General features: G+C 61.5%; 22 protein-coding genes. 17 read left to right on the top strand and 5 right to left on the bottom strand.

The annotated features are described in order from the left end of the window. The first annotated feature begins 247 nt into the window (after nucleotides 1-247). The 12 genes from PQR40_RS22830 to PQR40_RS22775 all read left to right on the top strand — a co-directional run bounded on the left by PQR40_RS22830 (nucleotide 248) and on the right by PQR40_RS22775 (nucleotide 12027). Nucleotides 248-1063, top strand: coding sequence for a helix-turn-helix transcriptional regulator (locus PQR40_RS22830; RefSeq protein WP_408223839.1), 816 nt, complete (start codon nucleotides 248-250; stop codon nucleotides 1061-1063). 537 nt (nucleotides 1064-1600) lie between these two features. Then, the gene (locus PQR40_RS22825; RefSeq protein WP_408509904.1) at nucleotides 1601-2200 is read left to right on the top strand and encodes a 2'-5' RNA ligase family protein; all 600 of its coding nucleotides are present in this window, start codon (nucleotides 1601-1603) and stop codon (nucleotides 2198-2200) included. 546 nt (nucleotides 2201-2746) lie between these two features. Beyond that, on the top strand, nucleotides 2747-3148 hold the full coding sequence (locus PQR40_RS22820) for a DnaJ family domain-containing protein (protein WP_408335855.1): 402 nt from the start codon (nucleotides 2747-2749) through the stop codon (nucleotides 3146-3148). 161 nt (nucleotides 3149-3309) lie between these two features. Continuing rightward, entirely contained in the window at nucleotides 3310-4008 is a 699-nt protein-coding gene (tadA, locus tag PQR40_RS22815; protein ID WP_408509946.1) for a tRNA adenosine(34) deaminase TadA, read from the top strand. Between the two features lie 27 nt (nucleotides 4009-4035). Further along, nucleotides 4036-4962 (top strand): muramoyltetrapeptide carboxypeptidase, encoded by a 927-nt coding sequence (ldcA, locus tag PQR40_RS22810; RefSeq protein WP_408509903.1) that lies wholly within the window; start codon nucleotides 4036-4038, stop codon nucleotides 4960-4962. A gap of 315 nt (nucleotides 4963-5277) precedes the next feature. Then, the gene (locus PQR40_RS22805) at nucleotides 5278-6018 is read left to right on the top strand and encodes a GntR family transcriptional regulator (RefSeq protein ID WP_408509902.1); all 741 of its coding nucleotides are present in this window, start codon (nucleotides 5278-5280) and stop codon (nucleotides 6016-6018) included. A gap of 322 nt (nucleotides 6019-6340) precedes the next feature. Further along, a complete protein-coding gene (locus tag PQR40_RS22800) occupies nucleotides 6341-7822 on the top strand; it encodes an NCS1 family nucleobase:cation symporter-1 (RefSeq protein WP_408335846.1) in 1482 nt (493 codons plus the stop codon). Nucleotides 7823-7846: 24 nt separating this feature from the next. Next, complete coding sequence (locus PQR40_RS22795) at nucleotides 7847-8713, top strand: aspartate/glutamate racemase family protein (protein ID WP_408223437.1); 867 nt, start codon at nucleotides 7847-7849, stop codon at nucleotides 8711-8713. Nucleotides 8714-8962: 249 nt separating this feature from the next. Then, a complete protein-coding gene (gene puuE / locus PQR40_RS22790; protein ID WP_408223435.1) occupies nucleotides 8963-9913 on the top strand; it encodes an allantoinase PuuE in 951 nt (316 codons plus the stop codon). Beyond that, the gene (gene uraD / locus PQR40_RS22785) at nucleotides 9910-10431 is read left to right on the top strand and encodes a 2-oxo-4-hydroxy-4-carboxy-5-ureidoimidazoline decarboxylase (RefSeq protein WP_408223433.1); all 522 of its coding nucleotides are present in this window, start codon (nucleotides 9910-9912) and stop codon (nucleotides 10429-10431) included. Before puuE ends, uraD begins: the two co-directional genes overlap by 4 nt. A gap of 73 nt (nucleotides 10432-10504) precedes the next feature. Then, a complete protein-coding gene (gene alc / locus PQR40_RS22780; protein WP_408209660.1) occupies nucleotides 10505-11515 on the top strand; it encodes an allantoicase in 1011 nt (336 codons plus the stop codon). Continuing rightward, a complete protein-coding gene (locus tag PQR40_RS22775) occupies nucleotides 11515-12027 on the top strand; it encodes an ureidoglycolate lyase (protein WP_408509901.1) in 513 nt (170 codons plus the stop codon). The genes alc and PQR40_RS22775 overlap by 1 nt, the downstream gene beginning before the upstream one ends. A gap of 110 nt (nucleotides 12028-12137) precedes the next feature. On the opposite strand, the gene PQR40_RS22770 is transcribed toward PQR40_RS22775, so the two are convergent. The 4 genes from PQR40_RS22770 to uraH form a co-directional block, all read right to left on the bottom strand. Then, on the bottom strand, nucleotides 12138-13487 hold the full coding sequence (locus tag PQR40_RS22770) for a type II toxin-antitoxin system HipA family toxin (RefSeq protein WP_408509900.1): 1350 nt from the start codon (nucleotides 13485-13487) through the stop codon (nucleotides 12138-12140). Continuing rightward, on the bottom strand, nucleotides 13484-13750 hold the full coding sequence (relB, locus tag PQR40_RS22765; RefSeq protein ID WP_408223427.1) for a type II toxin-antitoxin system RelB family anti-toxin: 267 nt from the start codon (nucleotides 13748-13750) through the stop codon (nucleotides 13484-13486). The genes PQR40_RS22770 and relB overlap by 4 nt, the downstream gene beginning before the upstream one ends. A 256-nt stretch (nucleotides 13751-14006) precedes the next feature. Beyond that, entirely contained in the window at nucleotides 14007-15200 is a 1194-nt protein-coding gene (locus tag PQR40_RS22760; RefSeq protein WP_408509899.1) for a urate hydroxylase PuuD, read from the bottom strand. A gap of 305 nt (nucleotides 15201-15505) precedes the next feature. Beyond that, complete coding sequence (gene uraH / locus PQR40_RS22755) at nucleotides 15506-15859, bottom strand: hydroxyisourate hydrolase (RefSeq protein WP_408223423.1); 354 nt, start codon at nucleotides 15857-15859, stop codon at nucleotides 15506-15508. Nucleotides 15860-16375: 516 nt separating this feature from the next. On the opposite strand from uraH, the gene PQR40_RS22750 reads away from it, so the two are divergent. Continuing rightward, nucleotides 16376-17764 (top strand): 8-oxoguanine deaminase, encoded by a 1389-nt coding sequence (locus PQR40_RS22750; protein WP_408509898.1) that lies wholly within the window; start codon nucleotides 16376-16378, stop codon nucleotides 17762-17764. Nucleotides 17765-17856: 92 nt separating this feature from the next. Here PQR40_RS22750 and PQR40_RS22745 read toward each other — a convergent pair whose 3' ends face one another. Beyond that, entirely contained in the window at nucleotides 17857-18789 is a 933-nt protein-coding gene (locus PQR40_RS22745) for a LysR substrate-binding domain-containing protein (RefSeq protein ID WP_172176057.1), read from the bottom strand. A 251-nt stretch (nucleotides 18790-19040) separates the two neighbouring features. Here PQR40_RS22745 and PQR40_RS22740 point away from each other — a divergent pair, with 251 nt between their 5' ends. The 4 genes from PQR40_RS22740 to PQR40_RS22725 all read left to right on the top strand — a co-directional run bounded on the left by PQR40_RS22740 (nucleotide 19041) and on the right by PQR40_RS22725 (nucleotide 23950). Beyond that, complete coding sequence (locus PQR40_RS22740; RefSeq protein ID WP_408223419.1) at nucleotides 19041-20642, top strand: ABC transporter ATP-binding protein; 1602 nt, start codon at nucleotides 19041-19043, stop codon at nucleotides 20640-20642. Nucleotides 20643-20733: 91 nt separating this feature from the next. Next, nucleotides 20734-21840 carry an ABC transporter permease gene (locus tag PQR40_RS22735; protein ID WP_408509897.1) on the top strand — a complete coding sequence of 369 codons (1107 nt, stop codon included), beginning with the start codon at nucleotides 20734-20736 and terminating at the stop codon, nucleotides 21838-21840. Between the two features lie 18 nt (nucleotides 21841-21858). Continuing rightward, nucleotides 21859-22788, top strand: coding sequence for an ABC transporter permease (locus PQR40_RS22730; RefSeq protein WP_408209637.1), 930 nt, complete (start codon nucleotides 21859-21861; stop codon nucleotides 22786-22788). 67 nt (nucleotides 22789-22855) lie between these two features. Beyond that, nucleotides 22856-23950: a BMP family ABC transporter substrate-binding protein gene (locus tag PQR40_RS22725; protein WP_408509896.1), complete on the top strand. Its 1095-nt coding sequence runs from the start codon at nucleotides 22856-22858 to the stop codon at nucleotides 23948-23950. The last annotated feature ends 226 nt before the right edge of the window (nucleotides 23951-24176 follow it).

Below are 24176 nucleotides of genomic sequence, written 5' to 3'. Positions count from 1 at the left end.
GGCATTGATATTACGATATGTTTCACGAACGATCAGCGGCAATTTAAAAACCCTGCGCGCCGCAACGTTTTTCTTCCATTCATCTCGTCGCTATTTTTCGCGCCGTAGTTCGTACCGAGCGAAATCTGCGTCGCTGCGCCGCCGTGGTGAGGAACCGATGTCCGACATTGCGCTAAGCGAAGATCACCCTGTTGACATCCTGCCGGCGGCGAGCGCTGCGGGTGCCGGGAGCGTTGCGCGCGGCGCGATGCAGCGCGCGAATTCGATTCCGGTGGTCTGGTACAACGACTCGAAACCGGCGGCAGTCGAACAGAAAGATGCGCCGCGCCTCGGCGTGGCCGACATGCTGGCCAGTGCGCAGAGCGAAGCGGAGCGCACGCGCATCGTCGCGAGCCTGCTACATCTGACGGGCTTCTCGACGTTTGCTTATTTCGCGCTCGAATATTCCCGCGAAGGCGTGCAGCGGCTCTTTTTGCACGAGGCGTTCACGCCCTCGGCTTATCGCGGCGAGTATGTGGATCGCCATCACGTGGATGTCGATCCGCGCACCTTCGGCGCACGCCGCTGCAATATGGCGATCGTGTGGGATCTGCGCAACTTGCGCGGGCATAGCGGTCAAGATGTGCCGGCTCCACCCGAGGCACTCGACGACTTTCTGCACACCATGCGCGACGACGGCATGTGCAGCGGGATCATGTATTCGATGGCGATGCCGGGCACGCGGCTGCACGCCTTCATGAGCTTTACGGCGCCGCGCCGCAGTCGCGAATGGATCACACGGGCCACCGTGGAGCAGGCGTTGTCGATCGGTTTGTCGGTGCATAAGTTCGGCTCGCCGAAGTTGATCTCAGCAGCGCGCGAACACGCAGCGCACGGGCTCACCGTATTCGAGCAGAAACTGCTGACCGGAATCGCCGAAGGCGCATCCGATAAGGAAATCGGCAGAAGACTCGACACGAGCGCGCATAACGTTGATTACCACCTGCGCAAACTTCGTAAGCGCTTTGGCGTGGCGAACCGGATCGAGCTGACTTACCTGACCTCGAAGATGGAGTTGATTTGAGGGTTTGCCGGGGCGGGGTGTTGCGTGGGCACTTATGCTTGTGAGAGCGCGGGCGCGTTGCTAACGTCGATTCCATTCCTGGTTGAGCCCGCGGTCGAAATCGCACGGTGATGCGGGATAGGAGCGACCCGCGACGCCTATCACTGTCCTGCCCTGTTGCCTCAGCGCGAACGACGGATGACAAGTCGCGATCGCGCAACCGCCTTCCACTTCGAACGGCGCGTCCAAATCGTCCCCAGACGGACTTTCTCACTCAGTAGCGCCGCGTTGAGTGGCCGTGGTGCCGCGCGTTACGACCGTCGCGACTGTACCGTCTGCAAATTCCACGTTGCCGACACTACTGTATGAATGTACAGTATTGGGCGTATGCGTATGCGTATGCGTATGCGTGCGCCCAGTGAGTGCAACGTTTTTGGGCGTGAACGGACGTGGTGAGCGTCGTGCCGTCGATCTGCGAAAATTTTCAGATGCGCGGGCAAGCCGACATCGATGAGAGGGGATTCTTCTAAATGTTTGCGTCACCGATTCAGGCGCGCCATGCCTGAGCAACTCTGGCTGCCCGGACTCGAGGCGCCACCTGTGCCGACAGACGGCCTGTTCTTCGCCGTCTTTCCAGATGCGCATACTGCGGCGAGCATCTCGAAGCTGGCGCAACAGCTCTGCGGGGAGACGCGCTCGAAGAGCAAGCCTCTCGCGGCCAACCGTTTGCACGTCACGTTGCTGCACCTCGGGAATTTCGCGGGCGGTTTGCCGTCGGCGCGGGTAGATGCGGCCATGAGCGCGGCCGCGTCGATCAGGATGGCGCCTTTTAGCGTCGAGTTCGACAATGCCCTCAGTTTTGCGCTGAGGCCACGGCCGGGGCCGCTGGTGTTGAGTGGAGGCGAGGGTGTCGTTGGGCTCCACACGCTTCATGAGGCACTTGCAGTGGCATTGCAAGACGCTGGATTTGGGAATCGTGCGGTCTCGTCAAATACCTCATACACCCCGCACGTGACTCTCGCTTATGGCATGCCCTGGATCGCGAAGCGTCCTGTCGAGGCCGTCAGTTGGAATGTGCGCGAGTTTGCGCTGGTCCACAGCCTGCTCGGACGGACCCGACATGTCGTTCTGGCGCGCTGGCGGTTGGCGGCCGGATGACCGTAGTACTGGCTTCGCGGCGGTTGTCGTGAAGCCCATGCGTTGAGGTGCGCTGGACTAGAATCGCATGCCGGTCGCGCAACCGCCGGCGAATGCGCCACCGCTCCCGCCCGCACCACCGCAGAACACGCCGCAGCCTGATAACGCGGCCGACATCGCAAACGCCGCCAATGCCACGCGTAGATATCGCTTGAAAGCGGGATTTTGAGGTCGTGCAGCCGATACGATGGGGCACGGATCGAAGCGTCTGGCGCAAGCGGGAAATGCAGTGTCGAAGCGGTGGTTAGTGGTTCCGGATTGCATGGCTTAAATGGAATTCAAGGAGCAGGGCAGTTGTGAGCGGCCGTTTTTGCGCTGCATGGTGAAAGATGATTGTAAGTTTTTTGCGGCACGAAGCGTCGGCGCCGGCAACCCTCCACCCTAATCCACGCCAGGTGTCCCTCAAATACGCAAAATCTGAAAACCAGGGGGATTCGTCGGTCAGACAGCCAGAACCGGCGCGCGCTCCCTGATAGAATGCTTGGGCCGCAACGTAGTGGACTGCAGATGAAATTGCTTGATGCGTTAGTCGAACAGCGTATTGCCGCCGCAGCCGCGCGCGGTGAGTTCGATGATTTGCCGGGCGCGGGTGCGCCGCTGCCTCTGGAGGACGATGCACTTGTCCCTGAGGAAGTGCGCGTCGCCAACCGGATTCTGAAGAATGCGGGCTTCGTGCCGCCGGCTGTCGAGCAGCTGCGCGCCTTGCGCGACCTGCAAGCGGATCTGAATGCCGTGAGCGATCAGGCCACCCGCTGCCGTCTTCAGGCGCGCATGCTGGCGCTCTATATGGCGCTTGAATCGCTGCGCGGCGGCCCGCTGGTCCTGCCGCGCGAATACTGCCGCCGCATTGCCGAGCGGCTGTCGGAACGTGCCGGCAACCTCAATATGGCCGATGCGGGTTCGCAGTGAGCGAGCCGCTTGCCCGTCCCGCCGCGCCGGGTCCGGAGCCGGGCGACTCTGGTGAATTGACCGAGGCGGTCACACTTTCGGCTGCTCAGGCCGGAACCGTTGGTCCCGATACTCCAGCACCCGTGGTGAGTGATCTGACTCCCACGGCTGCCGCCACTACGCTGATCGATACACCCACACCAGACGAATCGCCCGTACCGCCGCCTGTCTCGGAGCGCGATCGTCGCTTCATGGCGCTCGCCCAGGCTGCCGCAGAAGAAGCCCGCGCCGCAGGCGAAGTGCCGGTTGGCGCGGTTCTCGTGCGGGGCGACGAAGTCATCGCTAAAGGGTTCAACCATCCGATCGGTGCGCACGACCCGTCGGCGCATGCGGAAATGATCGCATTGCGCGCAGCCGCGCAAGCCGTCGAAAACTACCGTCTGCCGGGTTGCGAGCTTTACGTGACGCTGGAACCTTGCCTGATGTGCGCCGGTGCGATCATGCACGCACGCATCGCCCGCGTCGTGTTCGGGGCGCGCGATCCGAAAACCGGCGCGTGCGGCAGTGTCGTCGACGCATTCGCGAATCCACAGTTGAATCACCACACCACAGTGACGGGCGGTGTGCTCGAAACCGAATGCGGCGACGCGCTCAAATCGTTCTTTGCCGAGCGGCGGCGCGCAAGCCGTGCGGCACGCGTGGCGGCACGGGGCGAAGCACACGTCGTAGCAGGCAGCGAAGCAAGCGGCGAAGCACACCCCGTAGCAAGCAGCGAAGCACACCCCGAAGCGCATGTCGAAGTGCATGGTGAAGCACGCACCGGCGACTCCGAAGCGCACAGCGCAGCACGCCGCGAACCGGGATCGGCCGAGCCGCTCTAAAACAACAACGTCCAACAGGTCTTGCCAATGACCGTCCATCGCACCATTGAGTTGATCGCGCCGTCCGGATATCCGCATGATGCCGAGGTGCTGCATCGCGCATTGCATCGCTTGCATGCGCAGGGGCATCGCGTTGAGGGTGTGGAGGCGACAAGGCGCCGCTACCAGCGCTTCGCCGGCACGGACGGCGAGCGTGCCGCCGATCTGAACCGGCTGGCCGACCCCTCGCGTGAGTTGCCCGACATCGTGCTAGCCGTGCGTGGTGGCTATGGCGCGGCGCGTATCCTGCACGGACTCGACTACGAAGGGCTGCAACGGCGGCTGGCCGATCAGCCGGTTGCGCTGGTGGGCCATAGCGATTTCACCGCGATACAGCTTGCTTTGCTGGCGCGCGCCGGTGTGAAAACTTTCGGCGGCCCGATGTTGATGAGCGATTTTGGCGCGGAAGATCTGAGCGAATTCACCATGCAGCACTTCTGGTCCGCGCTGACCAGGCCGACCATGACGGTGACGAGCAATGCGCCGCAAGCGCAGACTGCCGACGTCACGGGTATGTTGTGGGGCGGCAATCTGGCAGTGCTGACTTCGCTGATCGGCACACCGTACATGCCGCCAGTGCAGGGCGGCATTCTGTTCCTCGAAGATGTCAACGAGCAGCCGTTCCGGCTTGAGCGGATGCTTTATCAGTTGCACCTGTCGGGCATTCTCGCGCAGCAGCAGGCGCTTGTGCTGGGCGATTTCTCCGGCGGTAAATCGTACGAGTACGACAACGGCTACGACCTGCACACGATGATCGAGCAGGTGAGGTCGGTGATTGGAATTCCGGTCATCACCGGTCTGCAATTCGGCCACATTCCCAACATGCTGACGCTGCCGGTTGGCGCGGACGCGCACCTCGTCGCCCACGCGCATGGATTCAAACTGACGTTATCGGGCTATCCGACCCTCGCCTGAAACGGCGGGGGGCAATGAAGCGGGCGTTTGTCCGCTTTCTTTTCGAATCAATAACGCAACTAACGGTCAATTTATTAAGGCGCTTCCTAGTAGATCAGTCCCATGAAGGTCTCCCACTTTGTTGACAAAAATCGTCTCCAATAGACGGCCACCCTATAGATTAATTAAACTGGTAGTAAAGCTGAGCATAGCCTGCACGGCGTGTCCGCGGACTCGCAGCTCAGGCCAACGACGTAGATTGTCGAAATTCAAAGCAAAAATTGTTGACAATCTTTATGTCCATCCTATGATGACCAACATACAGAGACGAACATCATGTCCGACACAGACTCCGCAGCCGCGAATGGTTCGAAACCCGAAGCGATCGCCGAGCGCATCCGCGCCGCGATCCTCGAGCATCGGCTCGCTCCTGGCGCGAAACTGACAGAAGCACAGTTGTGCGAAGTATTCGGTGTGAAGCGTGGCCCGATCCGGCAGGCGCTCGCGCAACTGGCGACCGATCATCTCGTCGATCTCGAGCCGAATCGTGGAGCGTTCGTCGCTAGTCCGTCGCTGCAGGAAGTGCATGAAGTGTTCGAAATGCGTCGGATTATTGAACTGGCTGTGGTTGAAAAGATTTGCGGCGGTCATGGCATGCGCCGCTTGAAGAGCATCGGCAGCATGATCGGCCGCGAACGCAAAGCGTTCGAAACACGTGATTTTCCGGCATGGATTCGCCTGTCGGGTGAGTTCCATACCGAGTTGGCCGGGCTCACCGGCAACACGGTGCTGTGCGATTGCCTGAACGGACTGGTGGCGCGCTCCACGCTGATTTCGGCACTATACGAGTCGCTCGGACGCAGCCCTTGCTCGTTCGAAGACCACGAAGCGATTCTCGCCGCGCTCGACGCCGGCGATGCAAAAGAGGCGGCGGCACTTATGTCGCGCCATTTGCAAAGCGTCGAGTTGAAGATGCTGGACCGCCCCGCACGTGGCGCGGCCGATCTGCATGAAGTGTTCGGTGCACTCAACGGCGCACCGAAGGAAGCACCTGGACCCAAGTCCGCGCCAGGCTGAGGCAGGCGGCCGGTGCGCGCTCGTTGCTGGTGCGCGCCGCACTGAACCGAATCAGGCGTTGCAAGGCGGCTCGACGTGAGCGCTGCCGGCTTGCGCACGCGTGGCCGTCATGGGATGACAGCCTTGGAGTAGTAACGCATCGCCGGGAATCCGCGGCTACAGGCGGTGCGATAACCACAAGTACATCAAGTACAGAGACATCCGCGGCACGGTCAATTGGTCGGTTCGAACCTCCTGTTTCCAGATCGAGGAGAGGCAACTGGCTTGGCCGATGCAACGTCCTTCGATTTGCTATCGATGGTCCCTATCCCAAGGAGGAAACATGGCTCAGTTTAGTGTAGCGCCCGGCAATCCCGCCATTCCCACTTACGGAGACGGTGGCGCGCCCAGCGATCCGTCGATGCCCGCAGGCTACAGCGAGAGGCTGTACAACGAAGACCTCGCGCCGCTGCGCCATCAAACCTGGGGCGCCTATAACATCTTCGCGTTCTGGATGTCGGACGTGCACAGCGTCGGCGGTTATGTGTTCGCGGGCAGTCTGTTCGCACTTGGGCTGACAAGCTGGCAGGTCCTGATCGCGCTGCTGGTCGGCATTGCCATTGTCAACGTACTCTGCAATCTGATTGCCAAACCGAGTCAGGCGAACGGCGTGCCTTATCCGGTGGCCTGCCGCGCGACGTTCGGTGTGCTCGGCGCGAATATCCCTGCCGTGATTCGCGGTTTGATCGCGGTAGCATGGTACGGAATCCAGACTTATCTGGCTTCGAGCGCGCTGGTGATCGTGGTGCTGAAGTTCGTTCCGCAACTGTTGCCGTACGCGGATGTGCATCACCATGGGTTCATGGGTCTCTCCACCTTGGGCTGGGCCGGTTTCATGTTGCTGTGGGTCTTGCAGGCACTCGTGTTCTGGCACGGCATGGAGACCATCAAGAAGTTCATCGACTTCGCCGGTCCGGCGGTCTACGTGGTGATGTTCATTCTCGCGGGCTACATGGTGTATCGCGCAGGATGGCGAAACATCGGCATCAACCTGGGCGGTGTCAAATACCACGGCATGCAAGTGGTGCCGGTGATGATCACGGCAATCTCACTGGTGGTCTCGTACTTCTCCGGACCGATGCTGAATTTCGGCGATTTTTCCCGCTACGGCAAGAGCTTTCGCAGTGTGCAGCGCGGTAACTTCTGGGGCCTGCCGGTCAACTTCCTCGCCTTCTCGCTGGTGACGGTGATCACGACCGCGGCGACGCTGCCGGTATTTGGCGAATTGATCACGGACCCGGTAGAAACGGTGGGCCATATCGACTATCCGACCGCGGTGATTCTCGGCGCATTGACCTTCACGATCGCAACCATCGGTATCAATATCGTCGCTAATTTCGTTTCGCCGGCTTTCGACTTCTCGAACGTCGCGCCGCGTCTGATTAGCTGGCGTGCGGGCGGCATGCTCGCGGCCGTGGCGTCGATTTTCATCACACCGTGGAACCTGTTCAATAACCCGGCTGTGATTCACTACACGCTCGATGTGCTCGGCAGCTTCATCGGACCTTTGTATGGTGTCCTGATCGTTGATTATTTTATCGTGAAGCGTCAGAAGGTCGTGCTTGATGATCTCTACTCGGTTTCGCCGGCTGGTTCATATTGGTACACCAACGGTGTCAACTACCGAGCCGTGGCTGCATTGTTGCCGGCTGCGCTCATCGCGGTGATCTGCGTGATGGTGCCGACGCTCGACGGGCTAGCCAATTTTTCGTGGTTCATCGGGGCTGGATTGGGTGCAGTGTTCTACCGTGTGCTGGCTCGCTGAGCCCGTGCTGCAACAGGAGTCGATATGCGCATCAAACTGATCAATCCGAATACGACGCAACGCATGACGGACGCCATGGGCCGCTGCGCACGCGAAGTCGCCGCGCCCGGCACTGAAGTGATTGCGGTGAATCCCACGATGGGGCCGCCGTCGATTGAAGGCTATTACGACGAAGCGCTCGCGACGCCCGGCTTGCTGGCCGAGATCATCGCCGGTGAGCGCGAGGGCTGCGACGGTTACGTGATCGCCTGCTTTGGCGACCCCGGTTTGTACGCGGCACGGGAGTTGGCGCGCGGTCCGGTGATCGGCATTGCCGAAGCGGCGATGCATGCGGCAAGCGTGCTGGCGCCGGGATTTTCGGTGGTGACCACGCTGGCGCGCACGTGCGGCATGGCGTGGCATCTCGCGGAGCGCTACGGCATGAAGCGGTTCTGCCGCAACGTGCGCGCCACCGACGTCGCCGTGCTCGATCTGGACAAGCCCGGCTCGGCGGCGCGCCGCATCATCCTCGATGAATGCCGGCGCGCGCTGGAGGAGGACGGATCGGATGCGATCGTGCTCGGTTGCGCCGGCATGGCCGAGTTGTGCGCGGAGATTGAAGATGCCTTGGGCGCGCCGGTGATCGAGGGCGTGACGGCGGCAGTCAAATGGACCGAGGCGCTGGTCGCGCTACGGCTGTCGACGGCCAAGCGGGGTGACTATGCCCGGCCGCTGGCCAAGCGCTACGACGGCGCGCTGGAAGCCTTCAGTCCGGCTGATGCGGACCCAAATCCCCGGCCGCCTCGCGATTCGGCCGCAAGCGCCGTGGAAAGTGCAAATTCGACCGGTTTACTGCGGGTAAACACCACAGAACGCCCAGTGGGACCGGATTCGCACATACATCCCGTCTGACACGCACTATCTGCCCGGGTGTATGGGCGCACCCGGGTGTTTTCGCTACACTGGTCCCACTCGGCGTTGGTACCCGAACACGATTTGCTACTGTTTCTGGTGCCGCTGTTCAGGCCTGTTTTCGCCCGCGCCGGCATGCCGTAATAACGCAAACGCACGCAAACGCATGCAACGCCACGCAAACCCCACGTGCATGTCACGTGAGTTCTACGCGAATTTTACGTACCGTCATCACGCTTTCGTCAAACCATGCCACTCGACTCGAACTATCCACGCGATCTGATCGGCTACGGCCGCCACCCGGTGCAGGCGAACTGGCCGGGTCGAGCGCGCGTCGCGGTGCAATTCGTCCTGAACTACGAAGAAGGCGGTGAGAATTGCGTGCTGCACGGCGATCCGGGCTCGGAGCAGTTTCTGTCGGAAATCGTTGGCGCGGCGTCTTATCCGGCTCGTCACATGAGCATGGAATCGATCTACGAATACGGCTCGCGCGCAGGCGTATGGCGTATCCTGCGCGAATTCGAAAAGCGCAGCCTGCCGCTCACGGTGTTCGGCGTCGGCATGGCGATCGAACGGCATCCTGATCTGGGGCGCGCCTTCGTCGAGCTCGGTCATGAGATCGCTTGCCACGGCTATCGCTGGATTCACTACCAGGACGTGTCGCCGGAAAAAGAGGCGGAACACATGCGCCTCGGCATGGAAGCGATCGAGCGCATTACGGGTGAGCGGCCGCTCGGCTGGTACACCGGCCGCGACAGTCCCAATACGCATCGTCTGGTCGCCGAACACGGCGGCTTCCTGTACGACTCGGATTACTACGGCGACGATCTGCCATTCTGGATGGATGTCGAAGTGACGGGCGGTGCAAAGAGCCCCTCACTGATCGTGCCGTACACGCTAGACACTAACGATATGCGCTTTGCGAGCCCGCAAGGCTTCAACACCGCGGACCATTTCTTCACGTACCTGCGCGACGCATTCGACGTGCTGTACGAAGAAGGCGACGAAGCACCGAAGATGCTGTCTATCGGCATGCACTGCCGCCTGCTCGGCCGCCCCGGGCGTTTCCGCGCATTGCAACGTTTTCTCGACCATATCGAACAGCACGATCGCGTGTGGGTGACGCGGCGCGTCGATATCGCGCGGCACTGGCGCGAACATCACCCTTACCAACAAAACAACCGCGGGGCAGCGGCATGAAGGCGATGCAATACACTCTGGACCAACTCAACAGCACCTCGACCGACGCGTTCGTCGCGGCGCTGTCGGGCATTTTCGAGCACTCGCCGTGGGTTGCGGAAATCGCCGCCCAGCAACGGCCGTTTGCCAGCATCGACGAATTGCATCGCAAGATGTCGTACATCGTCGAGACTGCCGGTGAAGAGAAGCAACTGGCGTTGATCAACGCCCACCCGGAGCTCGCCGGCAAGGCTGCGGTGCGCGGCGAGTTGACGGCCGAATCCACGCGTGAGCAGAGCGGCGCTGGCCTTGCCCAGTGCACGCAGGAAGAATTCGACAGGCTGGTGGCGTTGAACAGCGCCTATCGCGAGAAGTTCGGCTTTCCGTTCATCCTCGCGGTGCGCGGTTACGACCGCCACGGCATCATCGCGAACTTCGAGGCGCGCGTGAACAACGGCCGCGCGGATGAATTGCGCGCCAGCCTCGATCAGATCTACCGCATCGCACGTTTCCGGCTCGACGACCTGGTCGACGCGTAAGGCTTTAACTACGCGTCGCGGACCTCGAACCGAAACGTTTTTTCAGCACTAGCAAACATTAAGGAAGACAAAGATGGCACTCCCGATTCTCGACCCCAACGCACCGGAATTCACGCGCCGCTATGTGAATCTGGCGGACCCGCGTCTGGGCGCACAGGCGCTCGAGGCCAGCGACGATTTCTTCGCACCGAAGGATCGCATGCTGAATCCGGAGCCGGCCGTCTTCATTCCGGGCAAGTACGACGACAACGGTAAGTGGATGGACGGCTGGGAAACGCGCCGCAAGCGCGCGAACGGCTACGACTGGTGCGTCGTGAAGCTCGCGCGTCCGGGCGTGATCAAGGGTCTCGATCTCGACACCAGCCACTTCACGGGTAATTTCCCGCCGGCGGCTTCGGTTGAGGGTGCGCGAGTCGTGGACGGCGTACCGAACCAGTCGACGCAATGGACCGAAATCGTTCCGTCGACCACGCTGCAAGGCAATAGCCATCACTATCACGAAGTCAGCGACGCGAACGCTTACACGCACCTGCGCGTGAACATCTACCCGGACGGCGGTATTGCGCGTCTGCGTGTGTATGGCCAGCCGCAAGTCGACTGGGCAGGAGCAAGCCGTACCGAGCAGTTCGATCTGGCCGCGATGGAAAACGGCGCGTATCTGGTCGCGGCGAACAACCAGCACTTCGGTGCAGCGTCGACGATTCTGATGCCGGGCCGCGGCGTAAACATGGGTGACGGCTGGGAAACGCGTCGCCGCCGTGAACCGGGAAATGACTGGGCGATCGTCGCGCTGGCACAACCGGGTGTGATCAAGAAGATCGAAGTCGATACGGCTCACTTCAAGGGCAACTATCCGGATCGCTGCTCGATCCAGGCCGCGTATGTAACGGGCGGCACGGACAGCTCGCTGATCACGCAGGCCATGTTCTGGCCGGTGCTGCTGGGTGAGCAGAAGCTGAAGATGGACAACCAGCACTATTTCGAAAGCGAAATCGCTGCATTGGGTCCGGTGACGCACGTGCGCTTCAACATCATTCCGGACGGTGGCGTGTCGCGTCTGCGTCTGTGGGGCACGCTCGCATAATGAAAACGCTGGCTATCGAACCGCTGACAAAGGAAGCGTTCGCCGCATTCGGCGACGTGATCGAACTCGAAGGCGCGAAGCAGATTCCGATCAACCTCGGCACCACGATCCGTTATCACGATCTCGCGAAGGTGGACGTGACCGACGAGAACGGCCGTACGCTGGTGAACCTGTTTCGCGGTCAGCCGCGCACGCTGCCGTTCGAAGTGAAGATGCTTGAACGGCATCCGCTGGGTAGCCAGGCCTTTGTGCCGCTGAACGACAAGCCGTATCTGGTGGTCGTGGCGCCGGCGGGCGAACTGGACCCGACTCAGATCCGTGCGTTTGTGACGAGCGGCTGGCAAGGTGTGAACTATGCGAAGGGTGTCTGGCACCATCCGCTGATTGCATTGGGCGACGTGAGCGACTTTATCGTCGTCGATCGTGGCGGCGATGGGTTGAACCTGAACGAGCAGGATCTGGCCGAGTCGCTTTGGCTCACTGAAGATGCGTTGAGTGCGGTGACCGTTTGAGGTCGTTGCTTTAACGTAGTACGTTGAGCCGGTTGGTTGTAAAAAAGCCCACAGTACATGCTGTGGGCTTTTTTCTTTTAAGGAAGGCGACGGCAGGGGCAACTGATCTTTCAGCTACGCTTGCCTAAGAGCGGTGAGTGCCCGATCACTTCGCGCGCACGTTCCGCCGGCTCCGGCGCGGAGAACCCCGCGGCTTCGATTGCCGGTTTGAGTCCTTTGAACTGCAGGCTTTTCTTCAGCGATCGCAGCGATGCCATGCCGTCGTCCCAGGCGTGGAGCATGTGTTTCGCGACGTGGTGCCACCGCGGCTCGTTGCGCGCCGCTTCAATCAACTCGTGACCGACAGCGACGGCCGAGTCGCATAACGCTTCGACCATCTGCGTGTATTGCCGCGGCGCGATTCCCATGCGCGTGTTGAAAAATCGCTCGAGCGTTTTGCCGGCCGCCCAGGTCTTACGGCCGTCGATCGGCAGGCCCGGCGGATTGGCCGCGAAACGCGGATAGGCCTGCGTCGTGACGATGTCGTAGACAGGCGTGAATGCGACGTCATCCACCGACGTGTAGAGCAGCGCGACATTCTTCGTATGGCAGTCCGCGTTGCGTACGACGTAGTTTGTCAGCAAGTGCCAGGCGAGATGCTCGAGTTGCTGGCGCATGCTGTCACGGTCGAGCAGGTAGGCTCGCGCGGCATTGAGCATTTTTTCGCTGGTCGAATTGTATTTTTCGTGTGGCGGCAAACCTAACAGGCCGCACATGTCTTCGACACCATAGGCTGGCAGCCCATGCGCATCGACGTCGAAGCGTTCGACAATCAGCGCCCGGCCATCGTCCGACATCTGCGTGCGCGCGACCGGCGCTACGCCAAGCCGTTCGAGCACGCGCATCGAGTAGAACTCGTTGAAACCGAGGAACGGCGTGCTGTCGTCGGAGCCTTTGACGATGTGGCGGCTGGTTCGGATTGTCGGTTTGCCGAGCGGCGTCGGTGTGGATGCGCTGGAAGCTTCAGTTTGAGGTGCGATGAACTTCGGCACGGCACCCGAGATGGCCGCGCGCGCATATTCACGAACCAGCGCAGCGAAATGTTCGGCGGTGTTGTCACCGTGCAGGATGTCCTGCACGTCTAACGGTTGCAGTTCGGTGCCCGGCGCGACGCCTTCGGGTGTCACGGTGACGCGGCCAATCCCCATGGCGCCGACTACGGCAAGCAGCGACAGATCGGTGCCGTCGAGCAAGGGGCCGAATTGCTCGCGGATCAGATTGAGCAGGTAGCCCTCCGGCAGATTTTGCCGGAAAAACGGATGCAGGTCGCGCGGCCAGCGCCAGGCTTCTTCGCGTACCGGCATGGTCAGACTGATGAAATCGGCCGCCGTTGCGTCACGATCGTATTTGAGGACGTAGTCGTCGCGCTCGCGAAACAGCGTAGCGACGTGCTTGCCCTGTACCTGAACGTCGAGCCTCATGAGTCCGTGTCCGGCATGCGTTGTTCAGCCAGGATGTCTTCGAGCGTGCGCCCGTGACCGTGCGCGACAAACTTGAGGTCGTAGCCGGCCGCTTCGAGCAGACGCACAAGCACGGACACACTCATATCGTTTTTGGCGAGCGTTTCCATACGCGCGACGGTGGTGCGAGCCACGCCCGCGCGGTGGGCCAATTCCTCTTGCGACAGGCGGCTTTCGCGCCGAACGGCCTTCAGCATGTCCGATACGTCAGCGAGATTGGTCATTTGTAGCCCCAGGGCATCAAATTTTCAATTGTAAGTACATATTGTAGCCCATGAGGCACAGATCGTTTTATTGTTTTGTACCTTATGGGCTACAATTTCTCAAAATTACTTTAATTTGTATCTCTTGGGCTACAATTTTAATTATCATTTTTAATAAGCAACCCTGACTGACAAACAAAAAAGCGGGCTTCCCGCTCATGCGAAAAGCCCGCTTCATGCTGCTTTGCCAAGCCGGGCAACGCACCCGGCGAGCTCATTACTTCACTGCACCGCCTTCGAACCACGCGGCGATCTTCATCCGCTCGTCGTCGGTCATGTGTGTGACGTTGCCCAGCGGCATCGCCTTCAATGTCACCGCCTGCTGATAGATCCGCTGTGCGTTCTGCGAGATCTCGTCAGGCGTATCCAGCAACACGCCGGCCGGCGCACTGCCCATCATCGTCGGATGAGCGGAGTGGCATGCCACGCAGCGCTGTCGCAGCACCGGCGCAATATCGGCCACCTTGATGCTCGGCGCATTCGCAGCTTGTGCTTGCGGCACGACCGGCTTCGGCATTGTCGAGAAGAGGGCGGCGAACATCAGCACGATACCCACCAGCGGCAAGTACCATAGCACCTGGCCACGGTGACGCATCACGAAGAACTGGCGAATCAGCGCGCCGGCCAGCATGATCATCAGCAGCACGACCCAGTTGTACTGATTCGTGTATGTCATCGCGTAGTGGTTCGACAGCATTGCGAACACCACCGGCAGCGTGAAATACGTGTTATGCACCGAGCGTTGCTTACCGCGCTTGCCGTAGATCGGGTTCGGCGTTTCGCCCTTGAGCATCGAGGCAACCATCTTGCGCTGGCCCGGGATGATCACGAAGAACACGTTCGCCGACATGATCGTTGCCAGCATCGCGCCCATGATCAGGTAAGCCGCGCGGCCCGCGAAGATATGGCACGCGAGGTACGCCGCGATCACCACATAAACGCCGACGCAGATGCCGAGTACCTTGTCTTTGTTGCCGAGCAGACGGCACAGCGAGTCGTAGACGATCCAGCCTGCAGCGAGGAAGCCGAGCGCCGAAGCAACCGCGACCACCGGACCCATGTCGAGCACGTTCTTGTCGATCAGGTACGTGGACGGCGCGAGCAGATACAGCACCGTGAAAAGGCTCGCGCCCGACAGCCACGTGGTGTACGACGGCCACTTGGACCAGTGCAGATCGTCCGGCATTTCCGGCGGCGCGACGGTGTACTTCTGCATGTTGTAGAAGCCGCCGCCGTGCACGTGCCACAACTCGCCGAACACGCCACGCTTGCGCTGGTTCGGGTCCGTAGGCGGTTTCAGGCTGTTGTCGAGCGCGACGAAATAGAACGATTCGCCGATCCAGGCGATGGCGACGATGACGTGAAACCAGCGCAATGCCAGGTTCAGCCAGTCAGTGATAAAGCCTTCCATGAAACTCCTCCACTTCTGATTCGTTGTACGCGCAACGACACCTGTGCCTTGATTGCGCCTTCGGGACCCGGTTGATGGGTTGTCGGCATGCACGGTGTCGCTGCGCAGACTGCGGGGTGAGAGACGCGGTGCGCTCAGTTCGCACAGCGCCGTTTTTTATTGGAACTTCGGGTCGAGTCGCTCGCGTTCGATTGCGCTTCGCAGGTGTCTCCAAGGATCCGCACAGTGCAATCGGGCGCGCTCGCAAATCCAGCGCGACTTCAACCTCGTCTTCCTCCAACGCCTATCGATACGCTCGGTGCAGCTTAACTGCCCCGATAGGTGCTGTACGACCACGGCGACACCAGCAGCGGCACGTGATAGTGCGCAGCGGCATCGGCCACGCCGAAGCGCAACACGACGCGGTCGACAAAACGCGGCTCCGGCACCTTCGTGCCGATCGATGCAAAGTAGTCGCCGGCGCCGAACACGAGTTCGTATTCGCCCGGGACCAATGCGTCGCCTTCGAGCAGCGGCTGGTCGCAGCGGCCGTCGTCATTGGTGGTGGTGGTTTTGAGCGCGTGGCGAGTGTCGCCGGAGAGCGCAAAGAGTTCGACCTTGATGCCCGCGCCGGGACGGCCGTTCGCGGTGTCGAGCACGTGGGTAGTGAGCTTTCCCATTCGCAATTTTCCTTATGTGAATGCGAGGTTTCGGCGGCGGCCCGATCCAGAATACGTTGCGGCGGATCGAGGCTCCACGTCAGTGGCTACATACCCGTCGGCGAATTGAAGCGAGCGCCGTGGCAGCCATTGTAAAAAGGATGTTCACCTAAGCGCGCGCGAGATAGGAAAGATAATACCTGGCGCATGACAGACAGCCTGCTGAAAGCCACATCGAGTCGATTTGTTCGACTATTGCCGTGCGATTCGATCGTACCGGCGCCAAAAAAGGCCCACTATATCGGCAGCGTGAGGTTGGGTATCGCACTGGCGCGAGTTGTCAGCATTATTTTGGCCGTCGAAGGTTACACCTGTGCGCTGCAGCAAACACGAGTGAAGCGCGGCACACCCCGAAGACGGCGGAAATGCGCTGGGTAACCGGGCCAACGGCGTTCGACGGGACGCGGCGGCACGGTTGGCGTGCTGTCACATCGCGTTCGAACGGCTTTGCACGGAAGCAATGAAGCGGAGAAACGAATGACGATGGAGCAGGCGGCTACGAAGCCGAAAAAAACGATGCTGGTGAAGCACGCTGACGTGCTGGTCACGATGGACGGCGCCCGGCGCGAACTGCGCGACGGCGGTCTGTATATCGAGGACAACCGCATCGTCGCGGTCGGACCGACCGCGGAATTGCCGCAAACGGCCGACGAAGTGCTGGACATGCGCGGCCATCTGGTGATTCCAGGGTTGGTGAACACCCACCACCACATGTATCAGAGCCTGACGCGTGCGATTCCCGCTGCGCAGAACGCCGAACTGTTCGGCTGGCTGACCAACCTCTACAAGGTGTGGGCGAACCTCACGCCGGAGATGATCGAAGTCTCTACCTTGACGGCGATGGCCGAGCTGTTGCTGTCCGGTTGCACGACCTCGAGCGACCATTTGTATATCTACCCGAACGGCAGCCGCCTCGACGACAGCATCGTCGCGGCGCAGCGGATCGGCATGCGGTTTCACGCAGCGCGCGGCAGCATGAGCGTGGGGCAGAAAGATGGCGGTTTGCCGCCGGATTCGGTGGTCGAGCGTGAGCCGGACATCCTGAAGGACACGCAGCGCCTGATCGAGACGTACCACGACGAAGGGCGTTACGCGATGTTGCGCGTGGTGGTGGCGCCGTGCTCGCCGTTCTCGGTGAGCCGCGACCTGATGCGTGAATCGGCGGTGATGGCGCGGCATTACGGCGTGTCGATGCACACGCACCTGGCGGAGAACGTCAACGACATCGCATACAGCCGCGAGAAGTTCGGCATGACGCCGGCCGAGTATGCGGAAGACCTCGGCTGGGTCGGTCACGATGTATGGCACGCGCACTGCGTGCAACTGGACGACGCGGGCATTGCACTGTTCGCCCGCACCGGCACCGGCGTCGCGCATTGTCCGTGTTCGAACATGCGGCTCGCCTCGGGGATTGCGCCGGTCAAGCGGATGCGGCTTGCCGGTGTGCCGGTGGGCCTGGGCGTGGACGGTTCGGCGTCGAACGACGGTGCGCAAATGGTCGCGGAAGTGCGCCAGGCGCTGTTGTTGCAGCGGGTCGGCTTCGGGCCGGACGCGATGACCGCGCGTGAAGCGTTGGAGATTGCGACGCTAGGCGGCGCGAAGGTGCTCAATCGCGACGACATCGGTGCATTGGCGCCGGGCATGGCGGCGGACTTCGTGTCCTTCGATCTGCGTCAGCCGCTGTTTGCGGGCGCATTGCACGATCCGGTCGCGGCACTGGTGTTCTGCGCGCCGTCGCAGGTGAGCCATAGCGTGATCGGCGGCAAGGTGGTGGTGAAGAATGGTCAGTTGACGACGCTGGAGCTCGGACCGGTCATTGAGCAGCACAACCGGTTGGCGAAGACGCTTTACGAAGCGGCAGCGTAACGTTGCAGTAACGACGGAATAAGGGCGAAACAGAAGAAGGCGGTCTGTCGGCATCCACAAAAACGGGATGCCGACAGACCGCAGCACAAAGATCAAGGCTTGTCGATCAACGTCTTGGTGGCTTCGGCAACCAGACTGCGCAGCCAGCGGACTTCGTCGGAGTAATGCACGCGTTCGTGCCACAACTGGTAGTACTGCATCGGCGGGAAGTCGAGCGGTGCGGGCACCACGGTCAGCGGCAGGAACTTGGCGTAGTAGTCGGCAAACAGGCGCGTGGTCGTGAAGATCAAATCGGACTTGATCAGGACGTAGGGCGCCAGATTGAAGTATGGCAACGTAACGACCACATGACGTTTTAAGCGCTCGCGCGCGAGATGCACGTCGATCGCGCCGCGCTGGCCCACCGAGTAAGGAGTAGGCGCAAGATGCGGGGCATTCAGGTATTGGTCGAGCGTCAACCCGCCGCGTTTGGCGAACGGATGCGCGTTGCTCATCAGGCAGACGATCTGATCGACGAACAGATTCGACAGGTGCAACTGCTCCGGCGGCTCGGGCCAGTTGCCGACCACGGTGTCGAGCTTGCCGTCCTCGAGCGCGAGTTCGTAGTCGAAAGCCGGCCCGAGCGAGTGAAATTCGAGCGTCGCGTTCGGCGCGGCTTGACGAAAGCGTTCGACCACCGTCGGCACGAACAGCACGTTCAGGTAGTCCGGGCAACCGATCCGATAGCAGCGGATCGAGGTTGCCGGGTCGAAGTTGTGCTGCTGGAACTTGATGCGTTCGATCTCGCGCAGCGCGTTTTGCACCGGTTCGAGCAGGCGCAGGCCGTACTCGGTCGGCACCATGCCGGATTTGCCGCGCACCAGCAGCGGGTCGCCGGTGATGTCGCGCAAACGGCGCAGGGCCGCGCTGATGGCGGGTTGCGATTGATTCAGTTTGACGGCCGCGCGCGTGACGCTGCGTTCCATCAACAGGGTGTGCAAGACGCGTAATAGATACGTATCGATCGCCTCGCGTTGCTGACTCATGACTTCTCCGAAATATATGTTCTGGCTGATCGAACGGGCGTGGGTATATATGGCTTTTAATATGAACACAAAGCCACGTCAAGAGTGGGATACCCGCAGAGCACGCTGCGACGGGGGTTTGCGGGGAATTTTGACGGCTCGACTGGGCCGGTCGATTTAGGTATTGTCATCCGGTTGTGGTGACGGATCGCTCGCTGACAGGGCGGGCGGACGCGCTGTAACCGGCAGTCTCTGACGTACTACGGAATCACATGAGCGACTCTTCTTATAGCGACGGCGCCGCCGCGCAGCCGGCAAACAGGCCGGAACAGGCGGCGCCCCGGTTGATGCTTCATGGCATCACCAAACAATATCCGGCCGTACGCGCCAACGACGACGTCACGTTGATCGTCGCGCCGGGTGAAATCCATGCCGTGCTCGGCGAAAACGGCGCCGGCAAAAGCACGTTGATGAAAATCATCTACGGCGCGGTGCGTCCCGACGCCGGTGAGATCCAATGGGAAGGCCAGCCGGTCGAGATCGCGAGCCCCGCTGCGGCGCGCAAGCTCGGCATCGGCATGGTGTTCCAGCATTTCTCGCTGTTCGAGACGCTCACGGTCGGTGAAAACATCGCGCTCGCGCTCGACGAACCGTTCGATCTGAAGACGCTGGCGAGGCGTATCCGCGAAGTCTCCGCCGACTATGGCCTTGATATCGACCCGCAACGTCACGTGCACAGCCTGACGGTGGGCGAGCGGCAGCGCGTCGAAATCGTGCGCTGCCTGCTGCAGAACCCGCGTTTGCTGATCATGGACGAACCGACTTCGGTGCTCACGCCGCAAGCGGTCCGCAAGCTCTTCGCGACGCTGCGGCGTCTCGCTGCAGAAGGGTGCAGCATTCTCTACATCAGCCACAAACTCGACGAAATCCAGGAGTTGTGCGACACCGCCACGGTGATGCGCGGCGGCCGCGTGACCGGTCACGTGACGCCGAAAGAAGAGACGCATGCGTCGCTCGCGCAGTTGATGGTCGGCCATTCGCTGCCGGATTACACGCGACGTGAACATAAGCCGGGTGACGTGCTGCTCGACGTGAAGCAGTTGTCGGTGGAGAGCGACGACCCGTTCGGCACCTCGCTCGATAACGTGTCGTTCGGCGTGCATGCCGGCGAGATCTTCGGCATCGCGGGCGTGTCGGGCAACGGGCAGGCCGAATTGCTGTCGGCACTCTCGGGTGAAAAGCGCGGCACGCGTGCCGATGCTGTCACGATCTGCGGAAAGGCGGCAGGTCGTCTCGGCGCTGGCGGCCGGCGCGCGCTTGGTTTCGGTTTTGTGCCGGAAGAGCGCCTGGGCCGCGGCGCGGTGCCTGCAATGACGTTGTCGGAAAACGCGCTGCTCACGGCGCATCGTCAGCAGATGGTGAATTCCGGCTGGATCAAGGCGGGCGTGATGCGCGCCTTCGCCAAGCGGTGTATCGAAGCCTTCGACGTCCGTTGCGGTGGCGCTGAAGCGTTGGCGCAAAGTCTCTCCGGCGGCAATCTGCAGAAATACATCATGGGCCGCGAGATTCTGCAGGCGCCCAAGGTGCTGGTGGTCGCACAGCCGACCTGGGGCGTCGACGTCGGCGCGGCGGCTTTTATTCGTCAGCAGTTGCTCGACCTGTCCGCACGCGGCGTGGCGATTCTGGTGATCTCCGAAGAACTGGAAGAGTTGTTCGACATCTGCGATCGCATCGCGGTGCTCGCAGGCGGCAGACTCTCGCCGGTGCGTGCCACGGGGGCGACCAACGCCGAGGAAATCGGCCGCTGGATGGCGGGCCTGTTCGGCGACCGCGAGGGCGCGGCGCCGTCGGCGGAGCAGCCGGCGCATGCCTGACCCAATAAATGCGCGATCGGATAGCTGATCGACGCTAAAGCACCATAAGCACCAGAACCAGACACAAGCACACACATAAGCACACGCTCCCATGATTCTTCCGTATCGACTCGAAGCACGCACGACGCCCTCGCGCACGATGCAGCTTGCCGTGCCGCTGATCGCCGCGTTGCTCACGCTCGCGATCGGCTTCCTGATCTTCAGCCTGGTTGGCCGTGATCCACTCGAAGCCATGCATGCGTTTTTCATTGAACCGCTCGCCAGCGTGAACGGCTGGTCCGAACTGCTGCTGAAGGCTTCGCCGCTTTGTCTGATCGGTCTTGGTCTCGCGATCGGCTATCGCGCCAACGTCTGGAATATCGGCGCTGAAGGGCAGATGCTGCTCGGCGGCATCGCCGCCAGCGGTGTCGCAATCTACTTCGATCAGGCCACCGGCTGGTGGATTCTGCCGACCATGATGGTCGCCGGCGTGCTCGGTGGCATGGCGTGGGCCGCGATTCCCGCGCTGCTGAAAAGCCGCTTCAACACCAACGAGATTCTCGTCAGCCTGATGCTCACGTATGTGGCCACGCAGTTGCTGATCTATCTGGTGAGCGGCCCGTGGCGCGATCCGCAGGGCATGAACTTTCCGCTCTCGGAGATGTTCAGCGGCGACGCGCTGTATCCGACATTTTCCGGCGACTGGCACTGGAAATGGCTGCGCGGCACGCGGCTGAACGCATCGGTGTTCGTCACGCTGATCGCGATTCCGTGTGTGTGGCTCTTCATGCGCAAGAGCTTCGCGGGCTACCGGATGAACGTCGGCGGTCTGGCGCCGCTCGCCGCGCGCTACGCCGGTTTCTCCGACAAGAAAACCATCTGGACGTCGCTGCTGATCAGCGGCGGCCTGGCGGGCCTTGCCGGCATGGGTGAGATCGCTGGTCCGATCGGTCAGTTGCAGGCGACATGGTCGCCGGGCTACGGCTTCACGGCGATCATCGTCGTGTTCGTGGGGCGGCTGCATCCGGTCGGCATCGTGCTCGCGAGCCTCCTGATGGCGCTGCTGTACCTCGGCGGCGAAGCGGTGCAGACCTCGATGCAATTGCCACAGGCGCTCTCTGGCGTGTTCCAGGGGCTGCTGCTGTTCTGCCTGCTGGGTGCCGACCTGTTCGTGAACTATCGCGTGCGCCGGCGCTCAGTCGCCGCGCAAGCCCACTGATTTTCTCGCCGGATCTCCATGGATATTCAACAAGCCAGCGCGCTCACCTCGAGCGCCGTCTCCGCCGCGATCCCGCTGATGTTCGCGGGCGCGGGCGAACTCGTCACCGAGAAGTCGGGGGTGCTCAACCTCGGCGTCGAAGGCATGATGCTGATGGGCGCCGTGACCGGCTACGCGGTCACCGCCATTACCGGTAACCCGTGGCTCGGCGTGGTCGCCGCGATCGGCGCGGGTCTCGCGATGTCGATGCTGTTTGCGTTCCTCACGCTGACCATGCTCGCCAACCAGGTTGCCACCGGCCTCTCGCTGACGATCTTCGGCATCGGCCTGTCGGCCTATGTCGGCAAGCCGTACACGTCGGCGGCCGTGCGCGCCACGATCGACACGTGGACCATTCCGGGGCTCTCGAAGATCCCGGTGCTCGGCCCCGCATTCTTCAGCCTCACACCGCTCGATTACCTCGCGTTCCTGATGTTCGCGGTGATCTGGTGGTTCCTGTACCGCACGCGTGCCGGCCTCGTGCTGCGCTCTGTCGGCGAATCGCCGCAAGTGGCGCACTCGGTCGGCTTTCCGGTGGTCGGCGTGCGTTACGGCGCGGTGGCCTTCGGCGGCGGCATGGCGGGTCTCGCAGGCGGTTATTACTCGATCGTCAACCTGCACTTGTGGCAGGAGCAACTCACCTCGGGCCGCGGCTGGATCGCGCTCGCGCTGGTGGTGTTCGCGACATGGCGCCCGGGGCGCCTCCTGATTGGCGCGCTGCTGTTCGGCGCCGTGACCGGCCTGCAGTTTTACGCGCAGGCCATCGGCGTGCCGGTGCCGACGCAGTTTCTCGCGATGCTGCCGTATGTCGCGACCATCGTCGTGCTCGTACTGATTTCGCGCAACCCGAACACGATTCGTCTGAATGCACCCGCATCGCTCGGCAAGCCGTTTTTCTCGGCGGGCTGACAGGGTTGCCGTTTCATATGACCGACCACACGTTTCAAATCAATCGACAAACACGACAGGAGAGAACATGAAGAGAAGAAATTTGCTGACCGCTTTCGCTTGGGGCGCGGCCTCACTGGCGCTCGCCGCGCCGCTCGCACAAACCGCGCAAGCTGCCGACGCACCGGGCGTTGCGTTTGTCTATCTCGGCAATCCTGGCGACGCCGGCTGGACCTTCGCGCACGATCAGGGCTCGAAGGAAGCGGAAGCGAAGTTTGGCAACAAGATCAAGATCACCCGCATCGAGAACGTGCCGGAATCGGCCGACTCGGAACGCGTGTTCCGTGATCTGGCGAACAAGGGCAACAAGATCATTATCGGATCGAGTTTTGGCTATCAGGACTTCGAACTGAAGGTCGCGAAGGACTTCCCGGACACGGTGTTCCTGCACGCAACCGGCTACAAGAAGGCACCGAACTTCGGTACCTATGACGTGCGCATGTATCAGGGCGCGTATCTGGCCGGCGTCGCCGCGGGCTATGTGACGAAGACCAACACGCTCGGCTTTGTTGCGTCGGTGCCGATTCCTGAAGTGATCCGTAACATCAACGCGTACACGCTCGGTGCGCGTTCGGTGAATCCGAAGATTCACACCAAGGTCATCTGGATCAACAGCTGGTTCGATCCGGGCAAGGAAAAGCAGGCCGCTGAAACGCTGATCGGCCAGGGCGCCGACGTGCTGCTGCAAAACACCGATTCGAGCGCGACGCTCGCAACCGCATCGGAAAAGCATGTGCATGCGTTCGGCTGGGACTCGGACATGAAGAAGTTCGGTCCTGAGGCGCATCTCGGGTCGGTGGTCGCGCACTGGGGCGTGTATTACAACGCGGCTATCCAGCAGGTACTGGACGGCAAGTGGAAAAACGATCCGGTGTGGTGGGGTATTCCGCAGAAGGCCGTCAATCTTGAAGACCTGAATACGTCGGCGATTTCGACTGATGCGCAGAAGCAGGTCGCAGCGAAGCGCGATGAGCTGGCAGGCGGCAAGTGGGACGTGTTCACCGGTCCGATCAAGGACCAGTCCGGCGCAGTGAAGGTGCCGGCAGGCAAGACGCTGACCGATCCGGAACTGCAACGCCTGAACTGGTATGTGGAAGGCGTGGACGGTTCGCTGCCGAAGTAATCTGGCTTTCGCGGTTGTCGTGAGCGAATCGTGCAGCGATTGGCGGGATCAGGATCGATCGGGGCACGAATGACCGGGTCACGAATGACCGGGTCGCGAACGACCGGGTCACGAATGACCGGGTCACGAACGACCGCGTAATGGCGGGGTCGCGATCGACCCGGCGGCGGTCCCGGCAACCGTTGCACTAAAAAGCTGCGTCCAGTACGGACGCAGCTTTTTTTGC

It is taken from the genome of Paraburkholderia sediminicola (genome assembly GCF_046026855.1).
GTDB lineage: Bacteria > Pseudomonadota > Gammaproteobacteria > Burkholderiales > Burkholderiaceae > Paraburkholderia > Paraburkholderia sediminicola_A.
The sequence above is the reverse complement of the archived record's forward strand: the minus strand, read 5'-3'. Positions and strand labels throughout refer to the sequence as shown.